Origin of the sequence: Azospirillum sp. B21 (assembly GCF_008364825.1) — a bacterium.
Taxonomy (GTDB): Bacteria; Pseudomonadota; Alphaproteobacteria; order Azospirillales; family Azospirillaceae; genus Azospirillum.
Genome location: NZ_VTTO01000003.1, coordinates 105,851 through 128,385, shown reverse-complemented (window position 1 = coordinate 128,385; position 22,535 = coordinate 105,851). Strand labels below are relative to the sequence as shown.

Genomic DNA, 22,535 nt, shown 5'->3' with positions numbered 1-22,535 from the left:
CGCCTTCCGGCGGGAAGACGCCGCCTGCTATCAGGCCCTTACATCTTGAAGCCGGCGGCGGCGGCTTCCTTGTAGATCGCTTCGATCAGGTCCTTGCCGACGCGGGATTCGGCGTCCTTGTGGACCGGCTTCAGGGCCTTGATCCAGGCTTCGCGCTCTTCCTTGGTCTGGGTGTGGAAGGCGGTCTTGCCCGAAGCCTTCATCTGGGCCAGCGAGACGTCGTTCTCGTTCTGGGCGATGTCGTTGGCGTAGGCGGTCGCCTCCTTCATCGCGCCTTCCAGGCCGGTGCGGACGTCGGCGGGCAGGCCTTCCCAGAACTTCTTGTTCACGATGACCGCATAGCCGAGATAGCCGTGGTCGGTCAGCGTGGCGTTCTTCTGCACCTCGTGCATCTTCTGGGTGTACATGTTGGACGGCGGGTTTTCGGTGCCGTCGACGACGCCGGTCTGCAGCGCCTGGTACACTTCGGAGAAGGCCATCACCTGCGGCAGGGCGCCCAGCGCGCGCATCTGGGCATCCAGCACCTTGGACGACTGGATGCGCATCTTCAGACCCTTCACGTCCTCCGGCTTGATGACCGGCTTGTTGGCGCTCATGATCTTGAAGCCGTTGTCCCAATAGGCCAGGCCGATGATGCCCTTGGTCTCCAGCTTCTGGAACAGCTGCTTGCCGATCGGACCCTCGGTCACGCGGCGCAGAACGTCCTTGTTCGGGAAGATGTAGGGCAGGTCGAAGACCTCGAATTCCTTGGCGCCCAGCGGACCGAACTTGGCCAGCGACGGGGCCAGCATCTGCACCGCGCCCAGCTGCAGAGCCTCAAGCTCTTCCTTGTCCTTGTAGAGCTGGCTGTTCGGATAGACCTCGACCTTGACCTTGCCGCTGGTCATCTTCTCGGCAAGTTCCTTGAACTTCTCGGCACCCTTGCCCTTCGGCGTCTCCGGAGCGACGACGTGGCTGAACTTGATCACGATCTGGTCCTGGGCCCAGGCCGTGGACAAGGCCATCGGCGCCGACATCATGCAGCCGACCGCCGCCGCGCACAGAAGCTTCACGAGTTTCATAGGTGCGTTCCCCTCTGGTGTCGATTATCAGTTAGACGGAATGTTCCGTCCTGAACTTGTTGCGCATTGTTCATGATCCGACGAATTGCGGCTATTGTGGATATCCGCAGAGTCGGCCTATCCCACTTTCGTCCGGTCCCATCGTCCTCCGCCTCCACACTTTCGTGTCGATCGTCATGCCGCAGCCCAACCGCACTCCCGGCTCCGCCGCCCTGCCCGCCTCCCGATCCGGACGGGCGGTGCCGCATGCCATGCCGCTGGTGGCGATGGCGCTCGTCGTCGTCCTGCTGGGCGCCTTCCTGTGGCTGCTGCAGCGCAACGAGCGGGACGAGGAGGCGCTGGCCCTGATCAAGGACGCGCTGTGGGTGGAGCAGAACCTGCATTTCCAGCTCGCATCCGACGAGGACAAGCTGGAGAGGCTGGCGGAGACTCTGGGCCGGACGGAGGTGGACCTGCGGCAGTTCGCCGCAATGGCCCGGCTGGTGGTGAACACCAACCCGGCGATCGAACGGGTTCTCTGGCTCGACCCCCAGGGGCGCACCATGCTGGCGGAGCCGCCGTTGCCCCGGGACGGCATGCCGGGCGCGGACGGTCCACCCGGCGACAGCCTGACCCGCCACGACGCGATGCGAATCGCCCGGTCCTCCGGGCTCAGGGCCTATGGCGCGCCCTACCGGATCGACGTCACCGACCGCGGGTTCGACGTCGCCTTCCCGCTGTTCCGCGACGGCGTCTTCGTCGGCGCGCTGGTCGGCGTCTTCTCGTTCGAGGCGATGCTGACCCACCATGTCCCCTGGTGGTTCGCCCAGCGCTACCAGTTGGAGGTCATCGACGTCACGGGCACCGTGCTGGGGGCGAAGTCGCGCATGGTGGTGCCGGGCTCCGTGGCGGACTCAGGCGCAGGCCAGGCGCCCGACCCGGCCAGGAGCCACGTCATCCCCTTCGATCCGCCCGGCCATGGGCTGGCCCTGGTCGCCACCGCCTACCCAAGCGAGTCCAACGTCACCCGCACCGTGCTGGTGGCGGCGATCTTCGCGCTGACCGGATCGGCGCTGTGGAGCCTGTGGTCGCTGCGCCGCCACATCGCCGGCCGCCTGCGCGCCGAGGAGGCGCTGCGCGAGGAGCATGCCTTCCGCAAGGCGATGGAGGACAGCCTGACCGTGGGCATGCGCGCCCGCGACCTGGAAGGGCGCATCACCTATGTCAACCCGGCCTTCTGCCGGATGGTGGGACTGGAGGCCGAGGATCTGGTCGGGCGCGGCCCGCCGATGCCCTATTGGCTGCCGGAGGAGATCGACCGGGCGGAGGCCGCCCTGCAGGACGTGCTGGCCGGCCGCGCACCGGAAACCGGGCTGGAGATGCGGTTCCGGCGCGCCGACGGCGAACGGTTCGACGCGCTGATCTACGAGGCGCCGCTGATCGACGCCAACGGGCGCCAGACCGGCTGGATGGGCTCCGTCCTCGACATCACCGAACGCAAGCATGCCGAGGAGCTTGCCCGCCAGCAGCAGGAGCGGCTGCAGCAGACCTCCCGCCTGATCACGATGGGCGAGATGGCGTCCACCCTGGCGCATGAGCTGAACCAGCCGCTGTCGGCCATCGCCAGCTATTGCACCGGCTGCCTGAACCGCCTGCGCTCCGGCCGGTTCGACACCGACGAGGTCGCCGCGGCGCTGGAGAAGCTGGCGGCGCAGGCCAAGCGCGCCGGGCAGGTGGTGCGGCGGATCCACGACTTTGTGCGCAAGCGCGACCCGAACGTCGCCCCATGCTCGCTCGCCCGCGTGCTGGAGGATTGCGTTGGGCTGACCGGCGCCGACGCCGCCCGGCTGGGCGTGCGGGTGGAACTGGACGCCCCGGCCGACCTGCCGCCGGTCACCGGCGACCGCATTCTGCTGCAGCAGGTCGTGCTGAACCTGATGCGCAACGGGATCGAGGCGATGGCCCGCACCCCGCTCGACGACCGCCGCCTGACCGTCACCGTCCGCCGGGAGGGAGGGGGGGACGACGCCGGGGACGGCGTGCTGCTGACGGAGATCCGCGACCGCGGATGCGGTGTGGCGCCCGATGTGGCGGAGCGCCTGTTTTCCCCTTTCTTCACAACTAAGCGCGAAGGTATGGGGATGGGCCTGAACATCTGCCGCTCTATCGTCGAGCACCACCGCGGCCGGCTGTGGTTCGAAGCGGTGGCGGCGGAGGATGCCCCGGACGGCAACTCCGCCGGGACACGCTTCCTGTTCACCCTGCCGGTGCACGCCCAATCCTCGGGCCGAGTTTCAGACCAAAGCGCAGAGGCCGCAGAATGACCACGCTCCACATCGTCGACGATGACGAGGCGATCCGCGACGCGCTCGGCTGGCTGTTCCAGTCGCGCAACGTGCCGGTGGCCGGCTGGCCCGCCGCGGAAGCCTTCCTGGAGGCGTGGAGGCCGGACATGGCCGGCTGCCTTCTGCTGGATATCCGCATGGAGGGGATGAGCGGGCTGGAGCTGTTCGACCGGCTGCTGTCCAAGGGATGCCGGATGCCGGTGATCTTCCTGACCGGCCATGGCGACGTTCCCATCGCCGTCAGCGCCCTGAAGAAGGGGGCCCGCGACTTCGTCGAGAAGCCGTTCAACGACAACGAACTGGTCGACCGGGTGATCGACGCCCTGGCCTTCGACGCCGAACAGCGCGAGCGCGAGGCGGGACAGGCTGGGCTGGCGGCAAGGCTGGCCACCCTGACCCAGCGCGAACGGCAGGTGATGGAGCTGGTCGTCGCCGGCCGGCTGAACAAGGTCATCGCCGACGAGCTGGGCATCAGCATGCGCACGGTGGAAGTCCATCGCAGCCACGTGTTCGAGAAGATGCGGGTGAAGACTGCGGTGGAATTGACCCGGCTGCTGACCGGGGCGGCGTGACCGGGGGAACACCCGCCCGTCCGCCGCAAACCACGTCCTCAACCATTTCCTGCCACTCCGGTGGTGCCTTAGCAGTGGAGCGTCGACGGTTGCGCCTGCGATTGCCCGGTTCCCTGCTTGCTATCGTTCTGGGGGTGACCACGCCCCTGCTGCTGTTCGGCGCCGTGCTGGTCTGGCAGCTCGACGCCCGCGAGCGCGGGAAGATGGAGGGCGAGCTGCAGTCGGTGGCGCAGTCGCTATCGCTGGCGGTCGACCGTGAACTGGCGAGCCAGCTGCGCCCGCTGGAACTGCTGTCGGCCCTGGTCCAGCCCAGCGTCGGCGATCTGCGCGCGCTCTATGACGAAACCACCGCCGCCGCCCACAGTCAGGCCGGATGGCTGGCGATGGGGCTGATCGACACCGACACCGGGCGCTTCGCCTTCCACACCCATTACCCGCTGGGCGTCCAGCCGCTGCCGCCGCCGCGGCAGGACGAGATCACCCGCCAGGTGATCGAAAGCCGCCGCGCCGCGATCGGCGGCGTGTTGCCGCCGGGCGGACCGCCGGGGCGGCCGTCCCTGATCCTGCGGGCGCCGGTCCTGCAATACGATCCGGCCGTCGAGGGCGACCGGGTGCGCTATGTCCTGTCGCTCGCCCTGGGGTTGGAAGGGCTCGGCAGCGCGCTGCAGACCCGCAACACCCCGCCGGAATGGACGGTCACGGTCATCGATCCGACCATGCTGATCGCCGCCCGGTCGCGCGATGCTGCAGCCCATCTGGGCCAGCGCGTCTATACGGCCCTGGAAGCGCGCATCCGGATCGGCAGCAACGGCATGTTCGTGGGCAAGACGAAGGACGGCATCGATGTCCATGCCGTCGTCCACCGCTCCGCCGAGACCGGATGGTCGGTGGTACTGGGCGTGCCTTCGGCAGTCGTGCAGCAACGGCTGAACGCTCTGCGCATGACGGTGATCGGCGGCGCTGCCGCAGCCTGCGCCGCGACGCTGGGGCTGGCCCTGCTGGTGGCCCGCGCCTACCGCCGCCGCCGCAGCGCCGAGGAGGAGGTGCGCCGCGCCCGCGAGGCGGTTCTGATCGAACACCGCCGCCGGCTGGAATCCGAGAAGGAGCATGCCGAGGCCGCCAACCGGGCCAAGAGCGAGTTCCTGGCCAACATGAGCCACGAGCTGCGCACGCCGCTGAACGCCATCATCGGCTTCGCCGAGGCGCTGATGTCCGGCATCTTCGGCCCGGCTCCGCCAAAGCATGTCGAGTACATGACGGCGATCCACCAGTCCGGCCGGCACTTGCTGGACCTCGTCAACGAGTTGCTGGACATGGCGAAGATCGAGGCCGGGCGGCTGGAGCTGTTCCCGGCCCGCGTGACGTTGGGCGAGTTGCTGGACGACTGCATGGGGCTGATGGATGCGCTGGCCCTGCGCAAGGGCGTGACGCTGACCGGCGACGGCATCGATCGGACCCTGCAGGTCACGGCGGACGGGGTCCGCATGCGGCAGGCGGTGCTGAACGTGCTGTCGAACGCCATCAAGTTCACCCCCGCTGGCGGTGCCGTGCGGGTGGAGGCCGCCGCCGGGCCGGACGGCAAGGGGGCGGTCATCGTCATTGCCGACACCGGCGTCGGCATGACGGCCGACGAGTTGCAGATCGCGATGGAGCCCTTCCGGCAGGTCCACAATTATCTGACCAAGGCCGAGGCGGGAACCGGGCTGGGCTTGCCGCTGGCCCGCCGCTTCATCGAGGCCCATGGCGGCACGCTGACCCTGGACAGCACCCCCGGCGTCGGAACCACAGTGACGATCCGGCTGCCGTGAGGGACCGCCTGCCGCGAGGGAGGACGGGCGTTCGCCTCCCGGAGGGTCCTACCCCCGCCGGGGTGGACGGCCCGGAAGCATGGCGCGCTGCAGCTTGGCGCCGGCAAGGTCGGCGCCGTCCAGATCGGCGCTGTCGAGATTGGCGTCGGACAGGTTGGCCTGGACCAGGCAGGTTCCGACCAGCAGGGCACCGCGCATGTCGGCCCCCATCAGGTTGGCGGCCCAGGAGCGGCCGGTCGGGCGCCCCGACGGGTCCTTGATCGCCGCCGGCCCCAGCCGCACCCGCGTCAGGTCGGCGTTGGTCAGCAGGGCATAGCTGAGATTGGCGCCGGACAGGTCGGCGCCCATCAGGTTGGCGCCCTCCAGATTGGCGCCGGAGAGGTCGGTCATCATCAGCCGGGCGCCGGTCAGCGCCGCCGCCGACAGGTTCGCCCCGCGCAGGGATGCGGCGCTGAGATTGACGTTGCGCAGGTCGGCGCGGCTGAGGTCGGCGCCGTCCAGGTCGGCGCGCTGGCCGCGCTGGCCGACGCTGTCGATCCAGCGTTCATGGTCGAAGATGGCGCGCTGGATCTCCGACCCGATGCTGTCGATCGGCCGGGTCATCTGCGCGGTGGCGATCCGGGTGGAGGACAGGTCGCAGTCGGCCATGCGGGTGCCGACCATGTCGGCCTTGTCGAAGCGGGTGCCGTCGAGCGACGCCCCCGACAGGTTGGCGCCGTTCAGCCGCGCGCCGGTCAAATCCGCGCCGGTCAGGACCGCCCCCGACAGGTCGGCATTCTGCAGCACGGCACCGGTCAGGTCGGCATCGGACAGGTTGGCGCCGCGCAGCACCGCGCCGGTCAGGTCGGTGGGAATTCCCCCCTCCGCCGTCGTGCCGTTCTGCAGGCGGGCGAGCGCCGCCTTGTGGAGCTGGCGGGCGCTTTCGGCATCCTGGCCGCTGGGCGCATCGGGGCCGGTGCCGCGCCTTGCGCTGCCGCCCGGTTCCAGCGTGCCGGCGCGCAGGTCCGCCCCCTTCAGGTTGGCGTTGGAGAAATCGGCCGCGCGCAGGCGGGCGCCGCGCAGATCGGTCTGCATCAGGTTGGCGCGGCTGATGTCGGCATCGCGCAGATCGACGCCGAACAGGTCGGCGCCGGCCAGATTGGTGCCGTTCAGCCGGCCGCGGGCGAGCCGCGCGCCGACCAGACGGGCGCCGCGCAGGTCGCGCTGCGACAGGTCCACCCCCTCCAGGTCGGCCATGGCGAGGTTGGCGCGGGCACCGCCCGGCTGTCCCTTGATCCAGCGGGCGTGCCGGTCCAGCACCTCGGCCAATTGATCGGGCCGAAAGAAGGACACAGTGGAAGCGGTAGGGGCGGTCGCGGTGGGCACGGGCAGGTTGACGCCGTGAAATTGGTTACATAGCGACAATCATGCGATTCATTCCTTACCGAAGGCTGAATGAATCCCCTTTTGCGTTCACTCTTTCGGAGGATGCGGTTCGGGAGTGCGCCTCTATGGCATCCGGCCGGCCGATGCGGCACCGGACGAAGGTCCGGTATGAAAAACAGAAGCTTGGCCATACGGACGGCCGAGCCCTTCCTTCCGGTCCGACAGGGCAATTCTACGGTGAAGCTCCCGAGTCGCGCACGTTACGGTTCTGTAATCGAACCGGCTGCGAACGAGTCGCGAACAGCTTCGACCCAGCATCCGGGTCGGCCTGCCCGCTGTTCGGCGGAAACCCTGGACTCGGCCGAAAACCGGCAACGGTTAAGCAATCGTTTCTTGACAGCAAAGGCCACAGACATCCTAAAAGTGTCCCACCTTTCGGACTAACGCACCGCAGCACGCCCTGACCTTGGCCGGGGTGTGACTTTGGCCGTAACCGGGATGACGGGCTCCGAAGGACGGAGACGGCGCCCCGGAGCGGAAAAACGGGATATGAAGGAAGAATGATGAAGGATGCGGACGCCCGGTCGACCACGACCGCACGCCCGAGCGTTGGCGAGAGCCACGCCACCGAACGCCGTCATCTCGATCGCCGCTCTCTTCTGCGCGCCGGCCTGGGCCTGGCGGCGGTCGCCTCTGCCGGGGGAACCCTGTTCGCGAGCGAGGAGGCCGAGGCTGCGGCGCTCCGCGCCCCACCCCGGGTGCTGTCCCTGGTGAACCTGCACACCGGCGAGAGGGTCAGTGCCGAGTACTGGGCGAAGGGCCGCTATGTGCGCGATGCCGTGCGGGCGATCAACCACCTGCTGCGCGACCACCGCAACAACTCGGTCCATCCCATCGACCCGAAGCTGCTGGATCTGGTCCACAATTTGAGCCGCAAGATCGGCCGCAAGGGACCGATCGAGATCGTGTCCGGCTACCGCTCGCCGGAATCCAACGCGATGCTGCGCGAGGCCGACCACAGCGGCGTCGCCCAGAACAGCTTCCACATGCGCGGCATGGCCATCGACCTGCGGGTGCCGAAGATGTCGACCCGCCAGCTCCAGCGCGCGGCGCTGAGCCTGCGCGGCGGCGGTGTCGGCTATTACCCCGACAGCAACTTCGTCCACGTCGACGTCGGCCCGCTGCGCCATTGGTGAGCGGGCCTCCGCCGGACTGCGGTTGCGGTATCAGATGTCGATCGTGTCACCGTCGTCACGGTAGGCGTAGCGATAGGCGGGAGTGGTCTTGCTCCACCCGATCCAACCCGCCTTCTTGGGATCGCCGGTGCCGATTCCGGTCCATTGTTCGGTGGCGATGTAGCCGTACCCCTGCAACTTCTCCATGAGTTTTGCCACGTCGTCGGCCATGGCGTCCGGCGGGACATCGGCGTAGGCCAGCCTCAGCTCGTCCAGGACGCTGTCTGCCGAGCGGTAGACCGGAGCGTCCTTGGCGAACAGCGCGGTGACGTGATCCACCTCGACCGGGCACTTGTCGATCGACCGGGCCAGCAGAAGACAGATGTTTTCGGCGATGACGTCGGTCGGCAGCGAGGCCGTACCGCGCATGACGTCGAAGATGATCTTCTTGCTGCTTTTCAGGTCGGGGAAGCTCTTCAGCAGGCGCATGGTCAGGATGTAGGGCGACGGTTTGTCGTCCATGCAGCATTCCAGAACCCGGCGCAGGTCTTCCTGCAGGATCTGGTCGCGGTGGACCAGATCGGGAAAGGTGGATTTGCGGATGGCCTTCAGCGTGCTCGATCGCGCCTTTTTGAACACGGCCCAGGTGAGGACATTGTAACGGGTGACGGCGGCCTCGACGGTGCTGAGGGACTCCAGAAGCTGCTTCCATCCGAGATCGACCAGCCGGTCGTAACGCGCCATGGCCGCGTCCACGAAGCTCTGATAGATCTGCGGCGTGACCGTCGGCCAGTCGCGGGGCGTCACCTCGATGCGCGCCGTGCCGCAGAGCGGGATGATGGGGTAACGGATCTCCTCGCCGGCTTCGTCGGTCTTCATCACGCGGCTGATCGGCTCGCCCACCGCGTCGATGTGCGGATTGTTGTCGGGCAGGCCGAACCAGGACTGCAGGAACCGCTGACAGTTGCGGCGGCCCAACTCGTAATCATGGCGCCGGAACTCGATGTCGAGGAAGCCGCCGAAGCCGCCCCACAGGCCGCAGGCGATGGCCGCCGACTGCGACTGGGTACCGACGAAGCGCGACGGGGAGATGCGCCACAGGTCGGCCCCGGTGTTGTCCAGGGCGCGCATCAGCACGTCGGGGCGGAAGCGGCTCTGTTCGACGAACATGCCGATCATCTTCGAGACGATCTTGGTCAGCCGGGTGTTCGCGCTCCCATCCGGATTGAGGCCGTCGATGGTCGGGGCCTCGGGGAAGGGGCTGATCATCACGACGATGCGGTTGACTTCCGCCACATCGCTCGGCGCCCGTTCGGGGGGATTTTCCATCAGCGCGTAGCGGGCGAGATCGAAGGGATCGTTGTTGATGGCGCCGCCGTCCACCGCCGCGAAGCGGTAATTCTCCGGCGGCCGCAGGACCGTTCCGCTGCCGGAGGAGCCGTTCCCCCACGGCCACTGGGGCTTGATCTCCTTGAACCGGTCAGGAGGGATGCTCATCGGCCAGGCGCGCTGGGCGTAGTGCGACAGCGGAGTCACCAGGTCCAGGGCCGAGAGCCCGATCGGGAAGGCCCCGGACGCAAGCGTGTTCTTGACCAGCCGCTTGCTGTTGGGCTGCGTATAATCCTTCGGCTTCTCCCCGTCCTTGTTCTCGAACCACAGCCAGTCCTTGTTCCGTGCCGCCGCACCATTGAAGTTCGACTCGACGCTGTAGCTGTAGGCCGCATCCGATTGGGCCCATGGGCTGACGAAAGACGCGCCTCCCAGGCCCTTCAGAACGAAATGGGCATGGTCGAGGTGGTTCATCATGCCGTAGGCCGATCCGCCCATACCGCCCCGCACCTCGATCTTGTAGGGGATGCCGCGGGTGTTGGTCTGGGTCAGGAGCACATGCAGAGTCTCGGCGATGTAGGGACGCGGAGGCTGACGTTCGGGGGCGCTCGCCGCCACCTCCAGGTCGGCCAGCGCCTTGCGGCCGATGTTCATCAGCGGCTGGGCGTTGAGAAGCGAGTACACGTCGCCCAACTTGGTGCCGGCAGGCAAATCCGAATTGTCCAGCAGCCCGGGGATCGTCGGCGTCCCGCTCTCCGCCTGCTTTGCCGCGGCCTTGTCTGCATCGCTCTTCACGAAGGCCGGGCCGTCCACCCAGGCTTGATAGAGTTCCGGCAGGACGTGCCAGGGGACCTTGCCGGCCGTTCCCGCCTCGTCACGCGCGGCGTAGGTGGGGTCGTTCGGCCGGCCGGCCTTCGAGGGCCGCGCGCCCATGCCGGCGCAGAGCGAGCCGATGGAGCTGGTGATGGCGCCTGCCGACGCGCCGGTCATCGTCGCGATGACGACCTTGTGATGGGGCACCGTCCGGGTGCCGTTGGCGATGTCCCGCCGCTTCGCCGCCTCCCATTCCTCCAGCGCTTCCACCAGGAAATCGAGCACGCCGGCGGAATAGGCACCGGCGGAAATCGCACCGGACATCGCGAGACCGAGATAAATGGTTTTGTCTGGAGTCTGTGTTTCGGCAGCCATCGGCTTCGTCCCCCGTCATCGAGTGCGACGGACGGCACGCCGTCGTGCGCATCACGTCGGGAAGAAACTCTCCTTCCGATGGTGGAATAACGCAACGGATGTTATATGACGAGATGAGTCGTCATATTTAATCTTTGAAATTGCATCCTCTCCGACACGGCCGGCGCGACCCTCCCCTGCCCTGTCGTCCTGAAAACGGAAGAAGGGCACCAAATCCGCTCGGATCGGGCGCCCTTCGCATAACTGTGACGAACCGCCGGAAAGACCGGTGGAAAGCGGCCTACCCCACCTTCAGCTTGCGACGCAACAGCGACAGCGGTGCCGTATCGTCCAGGCTGGGCTGGAAGGCGATGGTGACCTCGGTCAGCGCGTTGGCCCAGCTGTCCGGGTTGGTGCCTTCCGGCGCCTCGACCGAGGAGAAGCCGGTGCGGACCAGATAGAGATACTGGTCGGGAATGACATGACCGACCGCGCGGATCTCGCCGGTGTAGCCGTAGCGCTCGCGCAGTTCGCGCGCGGTGGAGAAGCCGCGGCCGTCGCGGAACTTCGCGAACTCCACGGCCACCAGGGCGAAGCGGTCGAGGTCGGCGGCGATGGCCCCTGCCAGCGTGCCGCTCTTCAACCGCACGCCCAGCTTGGCGTTGCGGCCGTCGAAGCTGTCGCGCTCCGCCTGCCAGCGCTCGAAGCTGATGATGACCGGGCGGTCGTTGGGCACCGGCTCGCCATCGGGGATGAAGCTCCAGGCATCCTCGCCGATGCGCCCATTCTCAATCAGCGGCATAGATTCTCTCCTTGAACGGGGCATGGCCGACGCGCTTGAGGGTGTCGATGAAGCGCTCGCTCTCGTCCGACCGGTTGGCGAGATAGACGTCGACGATGGCCTCGATGGCGTCCACCGCTTCGGTCTCCGTCACCGCCGGGCCGAGGATGTCGCCGATCGCCGTGGTCAGCGTCGGATCGCCGCCCACGGTGATCTGGTAATACTCGGTGCCCTTCTTGTCGACGCCGAGGATGCCGATGGCGCCGACATGGTGATGGCCGCAGGCATTGATGCAGCCGCTGATCTTGATGCCGAGTTCGCCGATGGTGCGCTGGCGGAGCGGATCGGCAAAGCGGGCCGAGATCGCCTGGGCCAGCGGGATCGAGCGGGCATTGGCGAGCGCGCAGTAATCCAGCCCCGGGCAGGCGATGATGTCGCCGATCAGCCCGGCATTGGCGCTGCCCAGCTCCGCCGCGTCCAGCCGCTTCCACAGGTCGTAGAGATCGTCCTTCTTCACATGGGCGAGGACGAGGTTCTGGACATGGGTGACGCGCAGCTCGCCGAAGCTGTAGCGCTCGGCCAGATCGGCGACGAGATCCATCTGGTCGCAGGTGGCGTCGCCGGGGATGCCGCCGGCCGGCTTCAGCGAAATGGTAGCGATGGCATAGCCGGGCGCCTTGTGCTCGGCGACATTCACCGCCAGCCAGTTGGCGAAGGCCGGATCGGCCGCCTTGGCGCGCTCCAGGGCTTCCGAATGGTCGGGCAGTTCCTCGAAGGGCGGCGGGGCGAAATGCTGGCGCACCCCTTCGACGATCTCCGGGTCCAGGCGGTATTTGGGGCCACGCAGCCGCGCGAACTCCTCCTCCACCTCCTGGGTGAACTTCTCCAGCCCCAGTTCATGGACCAGGATCTTGATGCGCGCCTTGTAGATGTTGTCGCGGCGGCCATACTGGTTGTAGACGCGCAGGATGGCTTCCAGATAGGCGACGAAATCCTCCTGGGCCACCCACTCGCGCACCAGCTTGCCGACGAAGGGCGAGCGGCCGAGACCGCCGCCGACATAGAAGGAGAAGCCGGGCTCGCCCTTATCGTTGCGGCGCGCCAGCAGGCCGACATCGTGGATGCGCACAGCGGCGCGGTCGCTCTCGGCGCCGGAAATGGCGATCTTGAACTTGCGCGGCAGATAGGTGAACTCGGGGTGCATCGTCGTCCACTGCCGCAGGATCTCGGCATAGACGCGGCCGTCCACCACCTCGTCCTTGGCGGCGCCGACGAAGGGGTCGGTGGTGACGTTGCGCACGCAGTTGCCGCTGGTCTGCAGCGCGTGCATGTCCACCTCGGCCAGCTCATGCAGGATCGCCGGGGTGTCCTCCAGCTTGATCCAGTTGTATTGCAGGTTCTGGCGGGTGGTGAAGTGACCATAGCCGCGGTCGTACCGGCGCCCGATGGCCGACAACTTGCGCAGCTGGGTGGCGGACATCACGCCATAGGGCACGGCGATGCGCAGCATGTAGGCGTGAAGCTGCAGGTAGAGGCCGTTCATCAGCCGGATCGGCTTGAACTCCTCCTCCGTCAGCTCGCCCGACAGGCGGCGGTCGACCTGTTTGCGGAACTGCTCGACGCGCTCGGCGACGAACTGCCGGTCGATCTCGTCGTAATGATAGATGCCGGCACGGGCGCCGGGCGCGATGTGGTTCATGTCGATAAACCCTAAAGGGCCGCCGGAACGGCCAGCCATCAGTAAATCAGGCAGCCTGCTTGCCCAGATCCAGGCGCACGGTCGGGCCGGCGGTGCGGATGCGCTCGCGCATCGTCGCCGGGACCGGAACACCGTCCTGCTCCACCACCTCGAAGGCGTAGATGTCGACGGCGAACTGCTCGCGCTCCGCCTTTTCCTTGGCGGGGGCCAGCACCCCGTCGGCCTCGGCGCGCGGGAACAGCGCGGCCTCGGCGAAGGACTCGACCCACACGCCGCCCTCGCCCAGGAACACGACTTCCCCGTCGCGCAGGCGGTTGGCGGTGATGGCTTTCATCGACCCTTCCTTCGATCGATCCTTGGCCGACATCTGGCTCTCCTGGCTGGTCGTTCTCGAACGCGTTTGGTGTCTTACCCGAACCGGTGAGGGTCCGGCAGTGAATTCGGCGCGGCGGCGTGGGAGGTTTTCACGGCAGCCATTTTTCCCGGTCGATCATCGCGCGGGTCTCCTGGGCGACCTGCGACATCGACGCCCCCTCCGCCCTGCGGCGGTTGCGGAAGTCGGCGATGGTTCGCAGCCGCTCCGCCCACTCCTCCGGGAACAGGGCTTCCAGCTGCTGGCGCAGCAGGCTGGCGAGCGTCGGGCTGCGGCCGCCGGTGGAGACCGTCATCACCAGATCGCCGCGCCGCACCACGGAGGGCGAGTGGAAATCACACAAGGGAATGACGTCCTCGACATTCACCAGCACGCGGCGCGACCGCGCCAGTTCCGCCAGCGTCGTCTCGGTCTCCGTCCCCAGCCCCATCACGTACAACACGCCGACCGTATCCAAATCCTTGGCATCCGGCAGCGCCCGCACCAGCAGGTCGCCGGCGAGCGCGGCCAATTCCCCATCCGGAGCCGGTGAAAACACCACCGGATCAGCCCCGCCCTCGCGCAATTGCGTCAGGCGGCGAACCGCGAGCGGGCCGTTGCCGGCCAACGCGATCACCACCCGCGACGGGTCGAGCGCCAGCGGAATCATGGCAGCACCGCCGGAATGGACGACACGGAGCGGCGGAGACCAGTCCCTATGATGGAGATCATGTGCATGGTGGTATTTAGCCCAGGCCCGCCGACACAATCAACATATTTCACACAAAGCTCTGCAGTGCAGCACAAGCCTATTAAACAAGTAGAGAATGTATTTACGTTGCACGAGTTTTCCGCCGGTGTTAATGTGCAAACAAGAACGTTAAGTCTACTGAATGTGTAGATTTTAGAAGCCACCGCGAAAGGCAGCTGACGATGGACGCCGCGACACGGGTGAAACATCTGACCGACAGCTACGGCACGCTGGAAGGCGCGCCATTGTTGGCCGCCATGCACGATGTGTTCGGTGGGCGCATCGCGCTGCTGTCGTCCTTCGGCGCCGAATCCGCGGTGCTTCTGGCGCTGGCCGCCGAGGCGACGCCGGATTTCCCGGTTCTGTTTGTGAATACAGGCAAGCTGTTCGGCGAGACGCTGCGCTACCGCGACCAGCTGGTGAAGCGGCTCGGCCTGACCGACGTGCGGGAAATCGGGCCGACGGCCGACGACCTCGCCGCCGGGGACAAGGACGGCATGCTGTTCAACCGCGATTACGATGCCTGCTGCCACCTGCGCAAGACGGTGCCGCTGGACCGCGCGCTGGCCACCGCCGGGCTGGAGGCCTGGGTGACGGGGCGCAAGCGTTTCCAGTCCACCACCCGCGCCGCCCTGCCCCTGTTCGAGGCGGAGGGAGGCCGCGTGAAGGTCAACCCGCTGGCCAATTGGGACAAGGACCGGCTGGAGGAGGAGTTCACCCGGCGCGACCTGCCGCGCCACCCGCTGGAGGCCGACGGGTTCCTGTCGATCGGCTGTTACACCTGCACCGAGCGAGTGGCGCCCGGTGCCGACCCGCGTTCCGGCCGCTGGGCCGGCAGCGCCAAGACCGAATGCGGCATACACACCACCATGATTGGAACCGCCCAATGAGCGCCGATCTCGACCAGCTCGAAAACCAGAGCATCTATATTCTGCGCGAGGCCTACAACCGCATCGACAAGCTGGCGATGCTCTGGTCGATCGGCAAGGACAGCAACGCGCTGCTCTGGCTCTGCCGCAAGGCGTTCTTCGGCCGCATCCCCTTCCCCGTGGTGCAGCTCGACACCGCCATGGAGCTGCCGGAGGTCTACGAGTTCCGCGACCGCATCACCAAGGAATGGGGCCTCGATCTGAAGGTGGAGCAGTGCCCGCCCGAGGAGGAGATGGACCAGACCCTGCCGCCCCTGACCCGCGCCGCCGCGCGCAAGACGGAAGGTCTGAAGAACCTGCTGCGCGACCATGCCTATCAGGGCGTGATGGTCGGCATCCGCCGCGACGAGCAGGCGACCCGCGCCAAGGAGCGCGTGTTCTCGCCGCGCTCGCTGGAAGGCGACTGGGACGTGAAGGACCAGCCGGCGGAGTTCTGGGACCACTACAAGACCCGCTTCCCCGAAGGCGTCCATGTCCGCATCCACCCGCTGCTGGCCTGGACCGAGCTGGACATCTGGCGCTATTCCCAGCGCGAGGGGATTCCCATCGTCCCGCTGTACTTCGCCCGCGACGGTAAGCGCTATCGCTCGCTGGGCGAGAAGAACATCACCTTCCCGGTCGACAGCAATGCCTCGACCATCGACGAGATCATCGCCGAGCTTCAGGTGACCCGCATTCCGGAGCGCGCCGGCCGCGCGATGGACAACGAATCCGAAGACAGCTTCGAGCGCCTGCGCAGCGTGGGGTACATGTAAGATGCCGCATTCTCAACTTCGCATCGTCATCGTCGGCCATGTCGACCATGGCAAGTCCACGCTGATCGGCCGCCTGCTGAACGACACCGGCAGCCTGCCCGACGGCAAGGTGGAGCAGGTCCGCGAGATGAGCCGCAAGCGCGGCATGCCGTTCGAATGGGCCTTCGTCATGGACGCGCTGCAGGCCGAGCGTGACCAGGGCATCACCATCGACACCACGCAGATCCACTTCAAGACGAAGCAGCGCCCCTACGTCATCATCGACGCGCCGGGCCACACCGAGTTCCTGAAGAACATGGTGACGGGCGCCTCCCAGGCCGACGCCGCCCTGCTGGTGATCGACGCCGACGAAGGCGCGCTGGAACAGTCACGCCGCCACGCCTTCCTGCTGCATCTGCTGGGCGTGCGTCAGGTCGCGGTCGTCGTCAACAAGATGGACAAGGTCGAGTTCTCCAGCCGCCGCTATGAAGCCGTGGCGCAGGAAATCAAGGACTATCTGGCCGAGCTGGGTCTGCAGCCGAAGGCGGTGATCCCGGTGTCCGCCCGCAACGGCGACAACATCGTCAGCCGCAGCGAGCAGTCGGACTGGTATCTCGGCCCGACGGTGATCGAGCAGCTGGACGCCTTCCGTCCGCAGCAGACCTCGCCGGACCAGCCGCTGCGCTTGCCCCTGCAGGACGTCTATAAGCCGGACGACCGCCGCATCCTGGCCGGCCGCATCGAAAGCGGGCGCCTGCGCGTCGGCGACACCCTGCACTTCTCCCCCACCGGGGCCAGCGCCAAGGTGGTCAGCATAGAGGCGTGGAACCACCCCGAAGCCGTGCTGTCGGCGCAGGCCGGGCAGAGCATCGGCATCACGCTGGACAAGCGCATCTTCGCCGAGCGCGGCCACATCGCCCACCATCAGGCCGACGCCCCGACTCTGGCCCACCGGTTGAGCGTGCGGCTGTTCTGGCTGGTGTCCGACCCGCTGGTGGTCGGCAAGACCTACACGCTGAAGATCGCCACCGCCGAGCACCGGGTGACGGTGGAGCAGGTGACGGCGGTCATCGACGTGGAGGATCTGTCCAGCACCCCCGGCAAGGCGGTCCGCCGCAACGAGGTGGCGGAGGTCGTCCTGCGCTCCCGCTCGCCCATCGCGCTCGATCTGGCGTCGGACCTGCCGCGCACCGGCCGCGGCGCGCTGATCGACGGCAACGACGTGGTCGGCGGCTGCCTGGTGGTGGAGATCGAGGACGCCGCGGCAGCCAACATCACTGAAGTGTCGCACACCGTCTCGCTGGAGGAGCGCGCCCAGGCCAACGGCCACAAGGGCGGCATCGTCTGGCTGACCGGCCTGTCGGGCGCCGGCAAGTCGACGCTGGCGATGGCGCTGGAACGTGCGCTGTTCGACCGCGGCTGGCAGACCTTCGTGCTGGACGGCGACAATGTCCGCAACGGCCTGAACGCCGGTCTGGGCTTCTCGTCGGATGACCGGGCGGAGAACATCCGCCGGGTGGCCGAGACGGCGAAGCTGTTCGCCGACGCCGGCATGGTGGTGATCGCCTCGCTGATCTCGCCGCTGAAGTCCGACCGGGCGCGGGCGCGGGTGATCGGCGGCGAGCGCTTCCACGAGGTCTATGTCGCCGCCGACCTCGCCACCTGCGAGGAGCGCGACCCCAAGGGCCTGTACAAGAAGGCGCGGGCCGGCGAGATCGCCGAGTTCACCGGCATCTCCGCCCCCTACGAGGCGCCGGACCAGCCCGAACTGGTGATCGACACCGACGCGCTCGGCCGCAGCGAGGCGCTGGCGCAGTTGCTCGATTATGTCGACGAGACCTTGGGCAAGAACAGCCTGAAGTCGGAGAAGGAACTGACCTACGTCATTTGATGGGCGTGATCTGAAGGTCGGCTCGGTAAGGCAAGGCTTCGGGCGCGGGGGAAAGACCGCGCCCGAAGTGCTTTCAGGCAGCCTTGCTGTCACTGCGGTAAAATGCGGTAACGACCAGCGCCGCAATCGCCACCGTGAGCGGCAGGAACGAGATCCACAGGACGCTTTCCCACCCGTAGCTGGTCAGCAATCCGCCGGAGGCGAAGGAGCCGAAGGCCATCGTGCCGAAGACGATGAAGTCGTTGAGCGATTGCACCCGCGTCTTCTCCTCCGGCCGGTGGCACTCCAGCACCAGGGCGGAGGCGCCGAGGAAGCCGAAGTTCCAGCCCACACCCAGCAGGATCAGGCTCACCCAGAAATGGGCCACATCCAACCCCATCAGCCCCACGGCGGCGGATGCGGCGATCAGCGCCAGTCCGGCGGCCACCAGGCGGGGAGCGCCGAAGCGGGTGATGAGACGGCCGGTGAAGAAGCTGGGGGCGTACATCGCGATCACATGCCACTGCAGGCCGAGGTTGGCCGATTCCTGCGACAGGCCGCACAGCCGCATCGCCAGCGGGGCCGCCGTCATGATGAAGTTCATCAGCAGGTAGGACACCACCCCGCAGATCACGGCGGTGATGAAGCGGGGCTGGCTCAGGATCTGGCCGGCCGACCGCCCTCCGGCCACCTCCGCCGCCGTCGGCTTCGGCAGACGGACGCCGAGCAGGACGAGCGCCGACAGGGCGGCGACCGCGGCTTGCGCCACATAGGTCGCCGCGAACAAATAGGGCGGCCACAGGTTCATCGTGTGGGTGACCAACTGCGGTCCGACGACGCCGGCGACCACGCCGCCTGCCATGACGGCGGACATCGCCCGCGGGCGCCGCTCGGGCGCGGTGCAGTCGGCGGCGGCGAAGCGGAACGAGAGCACCACCGCGGCATAGGCGCCGCCGGGGATCATCGCCGCGCAGAACAGCCAGAAGCTGCCAAGCAGGATGGCGAGCCAGGACAGCAGGCCGACGAGGACGCCGCATCCTGTTCCGGCAAGGAAGGCGGCGCGCCGGCCATACAGGCGGGCGATGGTCCCGGCCGGCAAGGTGCAGACCGCCATCCCCACCACGAAGATGGAGATCGGCAGCGTCGCCAGCGCCGCGCTGGGCGCCAGCGTGTTGCCGACGATGGCCCCAGTGGCATAGACGACCACCGCGTTGGCCCCGGCAAGCGCCTGCGCGACGACCAGCCGCGTGACGTTTCCGAACTCGTGCCGGCCGACGGATATGGACCCCGGTTCGGTATCGGCGGCGTGCGTGGCTTCGGCTTGCGGCATGGCGGTCCTCGGGCGGCGCGTCAGGAACGGTTGATCCTGGAATAGCGGCCGCCCATTATGAACGGAAGTGGTTTATTCTCATGGATGAATGAGCAGGAGTCATGGATGATCGACCGCCAGCTTCTGGCGATCCTGCGGGAGGTTGACCGTCTGGGCAGCGTCACCGCCGCCGCCGGGCGGCTGAACGTCAGCCAATCGGCGCTGAGCCACACGATCCGCAAGGTCGAGGAACGCTACGGAATCGAGATCTGGACCAAGAAGGGGCGCAGTCTCCGCTTCACCCAGGCCGGCGAGCATCTGCTGGTGCTTGCCCAGCGCGTGCTGCCGCAGATCGAACATGCCGAGCGGGTTCTAGCCGATTTCGCCTCGGGCCAGCGGGGAGCGCTGCGGGTGGGGATGGAATGCCACCCCTGCCAGAAATGGCTGATGCGGATGACCGCGGCCTATCTGACGCAATGGCCGGACGTGGATCTGGAGGTCCGCACCGCCTTTCGTTTCGACGGAATCGCTGCGCTTCAGGAAAACGAGATTGACCTGCTGATCACGCCCGATCCGATCACTTCACCCGACATTCTCTTCACACCCGTCTTCGATTACGAACTTGTCCTGGTGGTGCATGAAGCCCATCCGCTGGCCCCGCGCGGGCTGGTCCAGCCGCAGGACCTGCTGGGCGAGGAGTTGATCACCGTCCCGGTCAGCCTGGAGCGGCTGGATGTCTTCAGCCGCTTCCTCGTGCCGGCCCATTGCCGTCCGCGCCGCCACCGGACGACGGAGTCGGTCGACCTGATGCTGCAACTGGTCGCCGCCGGACGCGGCGTCACCGTGCTGCCGGATTGGCTGGTTCGCGAGGAGGGCTCCCACCTGCCGGTCCGCAGCCTGCGCCTCGGCCAAGACGGGATCGGCAAGAGCATCCATCTCGGCACCCGCCGCGGGGAAGAGGCGGTCGAGTACATCGCGGGCTTCCTGGCGCTGGCCCGGGAGATGGACCGGTAAAGGCCGCAGCCGACCGCATCCTCCCTTCACCCGAAGTGAACCCCGCCTTCAGAACAAGTCATTGATCGTGAAGTCCACCCCGGCGTAGCATCGCCATCATTGTCGAAGCGACGGAGATGGACATGTCCTCCCACACGGAGTCCCTTGAGCGGCTCGGGCTGCGCTCGCCGGTGATCCAGGCGCCGATGGCGGGGGGCGGCGATACGGCGGCGCTGGTCGCGGCGGTCAACGAAGCCGGTGGTCTGGGCTTCGTCGGCGCGGCCTATCTGACCGACGCGCAGATTGCCGAGCGAACTCTCGATGTCCGCAGCCGCACCGCCCTGCCTTTCGGCATCAACCTGTTCGCGCCGACGCCGGCCCCCGGTCCCGTGCCGATGATGGCCGACGCGTTGGCCCGCGTTGCCCCTTTTTACGCCGAACTCGGGCTGCCGGCACCGGAGACGCCATCTCATTCCGGCGACGGGTTCGACCGGCAGTTCGCGGCGCTGCTCGACAGCGGGGCGGCCTACTACAGCGTCACCTTCGGACTGCCGCCGGCCGACAGCGTGGCGGCGGCCAAGGCGCGCGGCATGCGGGTGCTGGGCACCGCAACCACGGTGGCGGAGGCGGTGGCGCTGGAACAGGCCGGCGTCGATGCGGTGATCGCCCAGGGCGGCGAGGCGGGCGGGCATCGCGGCAGCTTCATCGGCGATCCCGCTGCAAATCTGGTCGGCACGATGGCGCTGGTTCCGCAGGTGGCCGATGTGGTCGGTATTCCGGTGATCGCGTCCGGCGGGATCATGGACGGGCGCGGCATCGCCGCGGCGTTGGCGCTGGGTGCAACGGCGGTGCAAATGGGCACCGTTTTCCTGACCTGCGACGAGGCCGGCATTCCGGAGGCGCACAAGGCCGCCATCCTCACGGCCCGTGAGGATCAGACCCGGCTGACCCGCGCCTTTTCCGGCCGACCGGCGCGGGGCATCGTCAACCGCTTCATGGAGGCGGTGGAGGACCCGGCGGCACCCGACGCGGTGCTGCCCTTCCCGCTGCAGAACGCGCTGACCCGGCCGCTACGCACCGCCGCCGGCAAAGCCGGGCGGGCGGAATTCCTGTCGCTGTGGGCCGGCCAGGGGCTGCGGCTGGCACAACGCCGGCCGGCGGGGGAACTGGTGGCGGAACTGCTGCACGGGACCGAAGCGGTGCGGCGTCGGCTGGGTGGCTGAGTCCGAGGGGACGCTGGACTCAGGCGGTCGGTTCAGGCCGTCTCGGCCATCACCCGGTTGCGGCCACCGCGCTTGGCGGCATAGAGGGCCTGATCGGCGCGCCGGACCAGGGCCATCGCCGGCTCACCGGCGCGGAACTCGGCGACGCCGACCGACAGGGCGACGGTGCCATAATTGGCGTTGCGCGCCTTGTTGACGATCTGGCGGGCGCCGACGAAGCTGCGCACCTGCTCCGCCAGCTTGGTGGCGTTCTCCAGGCTGGTGCGCGGCAGGATGATCGCGAACTCCTCCCCGCCATAGCGGACGGCGGTGTCGCGGCCCTTGATGCATTCGGTCAGCATGCGGGCGACCAGCTTCAGCACATGGTCGCCGACCAGATGGCCGTGGGTGTCGTTGAAGGCCTTGAAATGGTCGATGTCGACCATCAGCAGCGACAATGGCTGCTCGTCGCGCACCGATGCGTCCATCGCCTCCTGCAGCATCAGGTCGAAGGCCTTGCGGTTGCCGATGCCGGTCAGCCCGTCGGTCAGCGCCTCGCGTCGCGCAGTGTCCAGGCTGACCCGCATCTCCGCCAATTGCTGGCTCGATTCCTGAAGCTGGAACTGAAGGGCGGTCTGACGGTCGACGATCTCCTTGGTCTCGGCCGCGATGGCCGCGACCATCGCGCGCAGTTCCGGCAGGCTGAGCGGCTGGTCCAACTCGTCCCGGAATCCGGTCAAGGCGTTGCCGTAGCGCTCCGTCTCCGACCCGACATTGCCCAGCTGCTCCAGAATGCGGCCCAGCGCGTAGCGCGCCTTGTCGGAGGTTTCGCGGATCGCCTGCGCTTCGGCATCGAGCGTGAAGAAGCGCTTGTACAATTCGTCGCACAGCGTCTGCGACGTGGTCAGCCCGTCGCGGCGCGCCAGATCGATGGCGCGGGTCAGGTCCGGGTTGCGGCCGCTGAAATAGACGTACCAGAGCGTGAAGTTTTCCGGGGTGGGCGGCAGCCGGTCTGACAGCATCCGCTCCATGGCCTTCGCGGCAAGGCCGCTGGAACGCTCGAAATCCTCCGTGATCGCCACGACCGTCGTCCGTCAAAAATCATTCGGTTTCG

18 protein-coding genes are annotated in these 22,535 nt (G+C 67.5%); 9 read left to right on the top strand and 9 right to left on the bottom strand.

The window, feature by feature from the left end:
* Positions 1-38 precede the first annotated feature (38 nt).
* Complete coding sequence (locus FZ983_RS08815) at positions 39-1,061, bottom strand: TRAP transporter substrate-binding protein (protein ID WP_149223197.1); 1,023 nt, start codon at positions 1,059-1,061, stop codon at positions 39-41.
* Between the two features lie 176 nt (positions 1,062-1,237).
* Between FZ983_RS08815 and FZ983_RS08810 the strand changes: the two genes are divergently transcribed.
* From FZ983_RS08810 to FZ983_RS08800, 3 genes are all read left to right on the top strand, one after another.
* Entirely contained in the window at positions 1,238-3,364 is a 2,127-nt protein-coding gene (locus FZ983_RS08810) for a PAS domain S-box protein (RefSeq protein ID WP_149223196.1), read from the top strand.
* A complete protein-coding gene (locus FZ983_RS08805) occupies positions 3,361-3,957 on the top strand; it encodes a response regulator (protein ID WP_014247171.1) in 597 nt (198 codons plus the stop codon). The genes FZ983_RS08810 and FZ983_RS08805 overlap by 4 nt, the downstream gene beginning before the upstream one ends.
* Positions 3,958-4,091: 134 nt before the next feature.
* A complete protein-coding gene (locus FZ983_RS08800; RefSeq protein WP_247883678.1) occupies positions 4,092-5,765 on the top strand; it encodes an ATP-binding protein in 1,674 nt (557 codons plus the stop codon).
* Positions 5,766-5,813: 48 nt separating this feature from the next.
* Here the strand turns inward: FZ983_RS08800 and FZ983_RS08795 are convergent, their stop codons facing one another.
* Positions 5,814-7,130 carry a pentapeptide repeat-containing protein gene (locus FZ983_RS08795; protein ID WP_149223194.1) on the bottom strand — a complete coding sequence of 439 codons (1,317 nt, stop codon included), beginning with the start codon at positions 7,128-7,130 and terminating at the stop codon, positions 5,814-5,816.
* A gap of 563 nt (positions 7,131-7,693) precedes the next feature.
* On the opposite strand from FZ983_RS08795, the gene FZ983_RS08790 reads away from it, so the two are divergent.
* Positions 7,694-8,326 (top strand): DUF882 domain-containing protein, encoded by a 633-nt coding sequence (locus FZ983_RS08790; protein WP_149223601.1) that lies wholly within the window; start codon positions 7,694-7,696, stop codon positions 8,324-8,326.
* A gap of 30 nt (positions 8,327-8,356) precedes the next feature.
* Here FZ983_RS08790 and FZ983_RS08785 read toward each other — a convergent pair whose 3' ends face one another.
* From FZ983_RS08785 to FZ983_RS08765, 5 genes are all read right to left on the bottom strand, one after another.
* A complete protein-coding gene (locus FZ983_RS08785) occupies positions 8,357-10,822 on the bottom strand; it encodes a hypothetical protein (RefSeq protein WP_149223193.1) in 2,466 nt (821 codons plus the stop codon).
* Positions 10,823-11,102: 280 nt separating this feature from the next.
* On the bottom strand, positions 11,103-11,603 hold the full coding sequence (locus FZ983_RS08780) for a DUF934 domain-containing protein (RefSeq protein ID WP_149223192.1): 501 nt from the start codon (positions 11,601-11,603) through the stop codon (positions 11,103-11,105).
* Positions 11,590-13,281, bottom strand: coding sequence for a nitrite/sulfite reductase (locus tag FZ983_RS08775; protein ID WP_149223191.1), 1,692 nt, complete (start codon positions 13,279-13,281; stop codon positions 11,590-11,592). Before FZ983_RS08775 ends, FZ983_RS08780 begins: the two co-directional genes overlap by 14 nt.
* 46 nt (positions 13,282-13,327) lie before the next feature.
* Positions 13,328-13,615, bottom strand: a complete 288-nt coding sequence (locus FZ983_RS08770) for a DUF2849 domain-containing protein (protein WP_149223190.1) — start codon at positions 13,613-13,615, stop codon at positions 13,328-13,330.
* A 130-nt stretch (positions 13,616-13,745) separates the two neighbouring features.
* Positions 13,746-14,303, bottom strand: a complete 558-nt coding sequence (locus FZ983_RS08765) for an NAD(P)-dependent oxidoreductase (RefSeq protein WP_149223189.1) — start codon at positions 14,301-14,303, stop codon at positions 13,746-13,748.
* 263 nt (positions 14,304-14,566) lie between these two features.
* Here FZ983_RS08765 and FZ983_RS08760 point away from each other — a divergent pair, with 263 nt between their 5' ends.
* The 3 genes from FZ983_RS08760 to cysC are packed head-to-tail and all read left to right on the top strand — an operon-like array spanning position 14,567 to position 17,938.
* On the top strand, positions 14,567-15,274 hold the full coding sequence (locus tag FZ983_RS08760; protein ID WP_149223188.1) for a phosphoadenylyl-sulfate reductase: 708 nt from the start codon (positions 14,567-14,569) through the stop codon (positions 15,272-15,274).
* Entirely contained in the window at positions 15,271-16,068 is a 798-nt protein-coding gene (cysD, locus tag FZ983_RS08755) for a sulfate adenylyltransferase subunit CysD (protein WP_149223187.1), read from the top strand. Before FZ983_RS08760 ends, cysD begins: the two co-directional genes overlap by 4 nt.
* Position 16,069: 1 nt before the next feature.
* Positions 16,070-17,938, top strand: a complete 1,869-nt coding sequence (gene cysC / locus FZ983_RS08750) for an adenylyl-sulfate kinase (RefSeq protein ID WP_149223186.1) — start codon at positions 16,070-16,072, stop codon at positions 17,936-17,938.
* Between the two features lie 73 nt (positions 17,939-18,011).
* Here cysC and FZ983_RS08745 read toward each other — a convergent pair whose 3' ends face one another.
* Complete coding sequence (locus FZ983_RS08745) at positions 18,012-19,247, bottom strand: MFS transporter (RefSeq protein ID WP_149223185.1); 1,236 nt, start codon at positions 19,245-19,247, stop codon at positions 18,012-18,014.
* A 105-nt stretch (positions 19,248-19,352) separates the two neighbouring features.
* Between FZ983_RS08745 and FZ983_RS08740 the strand changes: the two genes are divergently transcribed.
* The gene (locus tag FZ983_RS08740; protein WP_149223184.1) at positions 19,353-20,240 is read left to right on the top strand and encodes a LysR family transcriptional regulator; all 888 of its coding nucleotides are present in this window, start codon (positions 19,353-19,355) and stop codon (positions 20,238-20,240) included.
* A 122-nt stretch (positions 20,241-20,362) separates the two neighbouring features.
* Positions 20,363-21,442: a nitronate monooxygenase gene (locus tag FZ983_RS08735; protein ID WP_149223183.1), complete on the top strand. Its 1,080-nt coding sequence runs from the start codon at positions 20,363-20,365 to the stop codon at positions 21,440-21,442.
* Positions 21,443-21,474: 32 nt separating this feature from the next.
* Here FZ983_RS08735 and FZ983_RS08730 read toward each other — a convergent pair whose 3' ends face one another.
* A complete protein-coding gene (locus FZ983_RS08730; protein WP_149223182.1) occupies positions 21,475-22,503 on the bottom strand; it encodes a GGDEF domain-containing protein in 1,029 nt (342 codons plus the stop codon).
* Positions 22,504-22,535 lie beyond the last annotated feature (32 nt).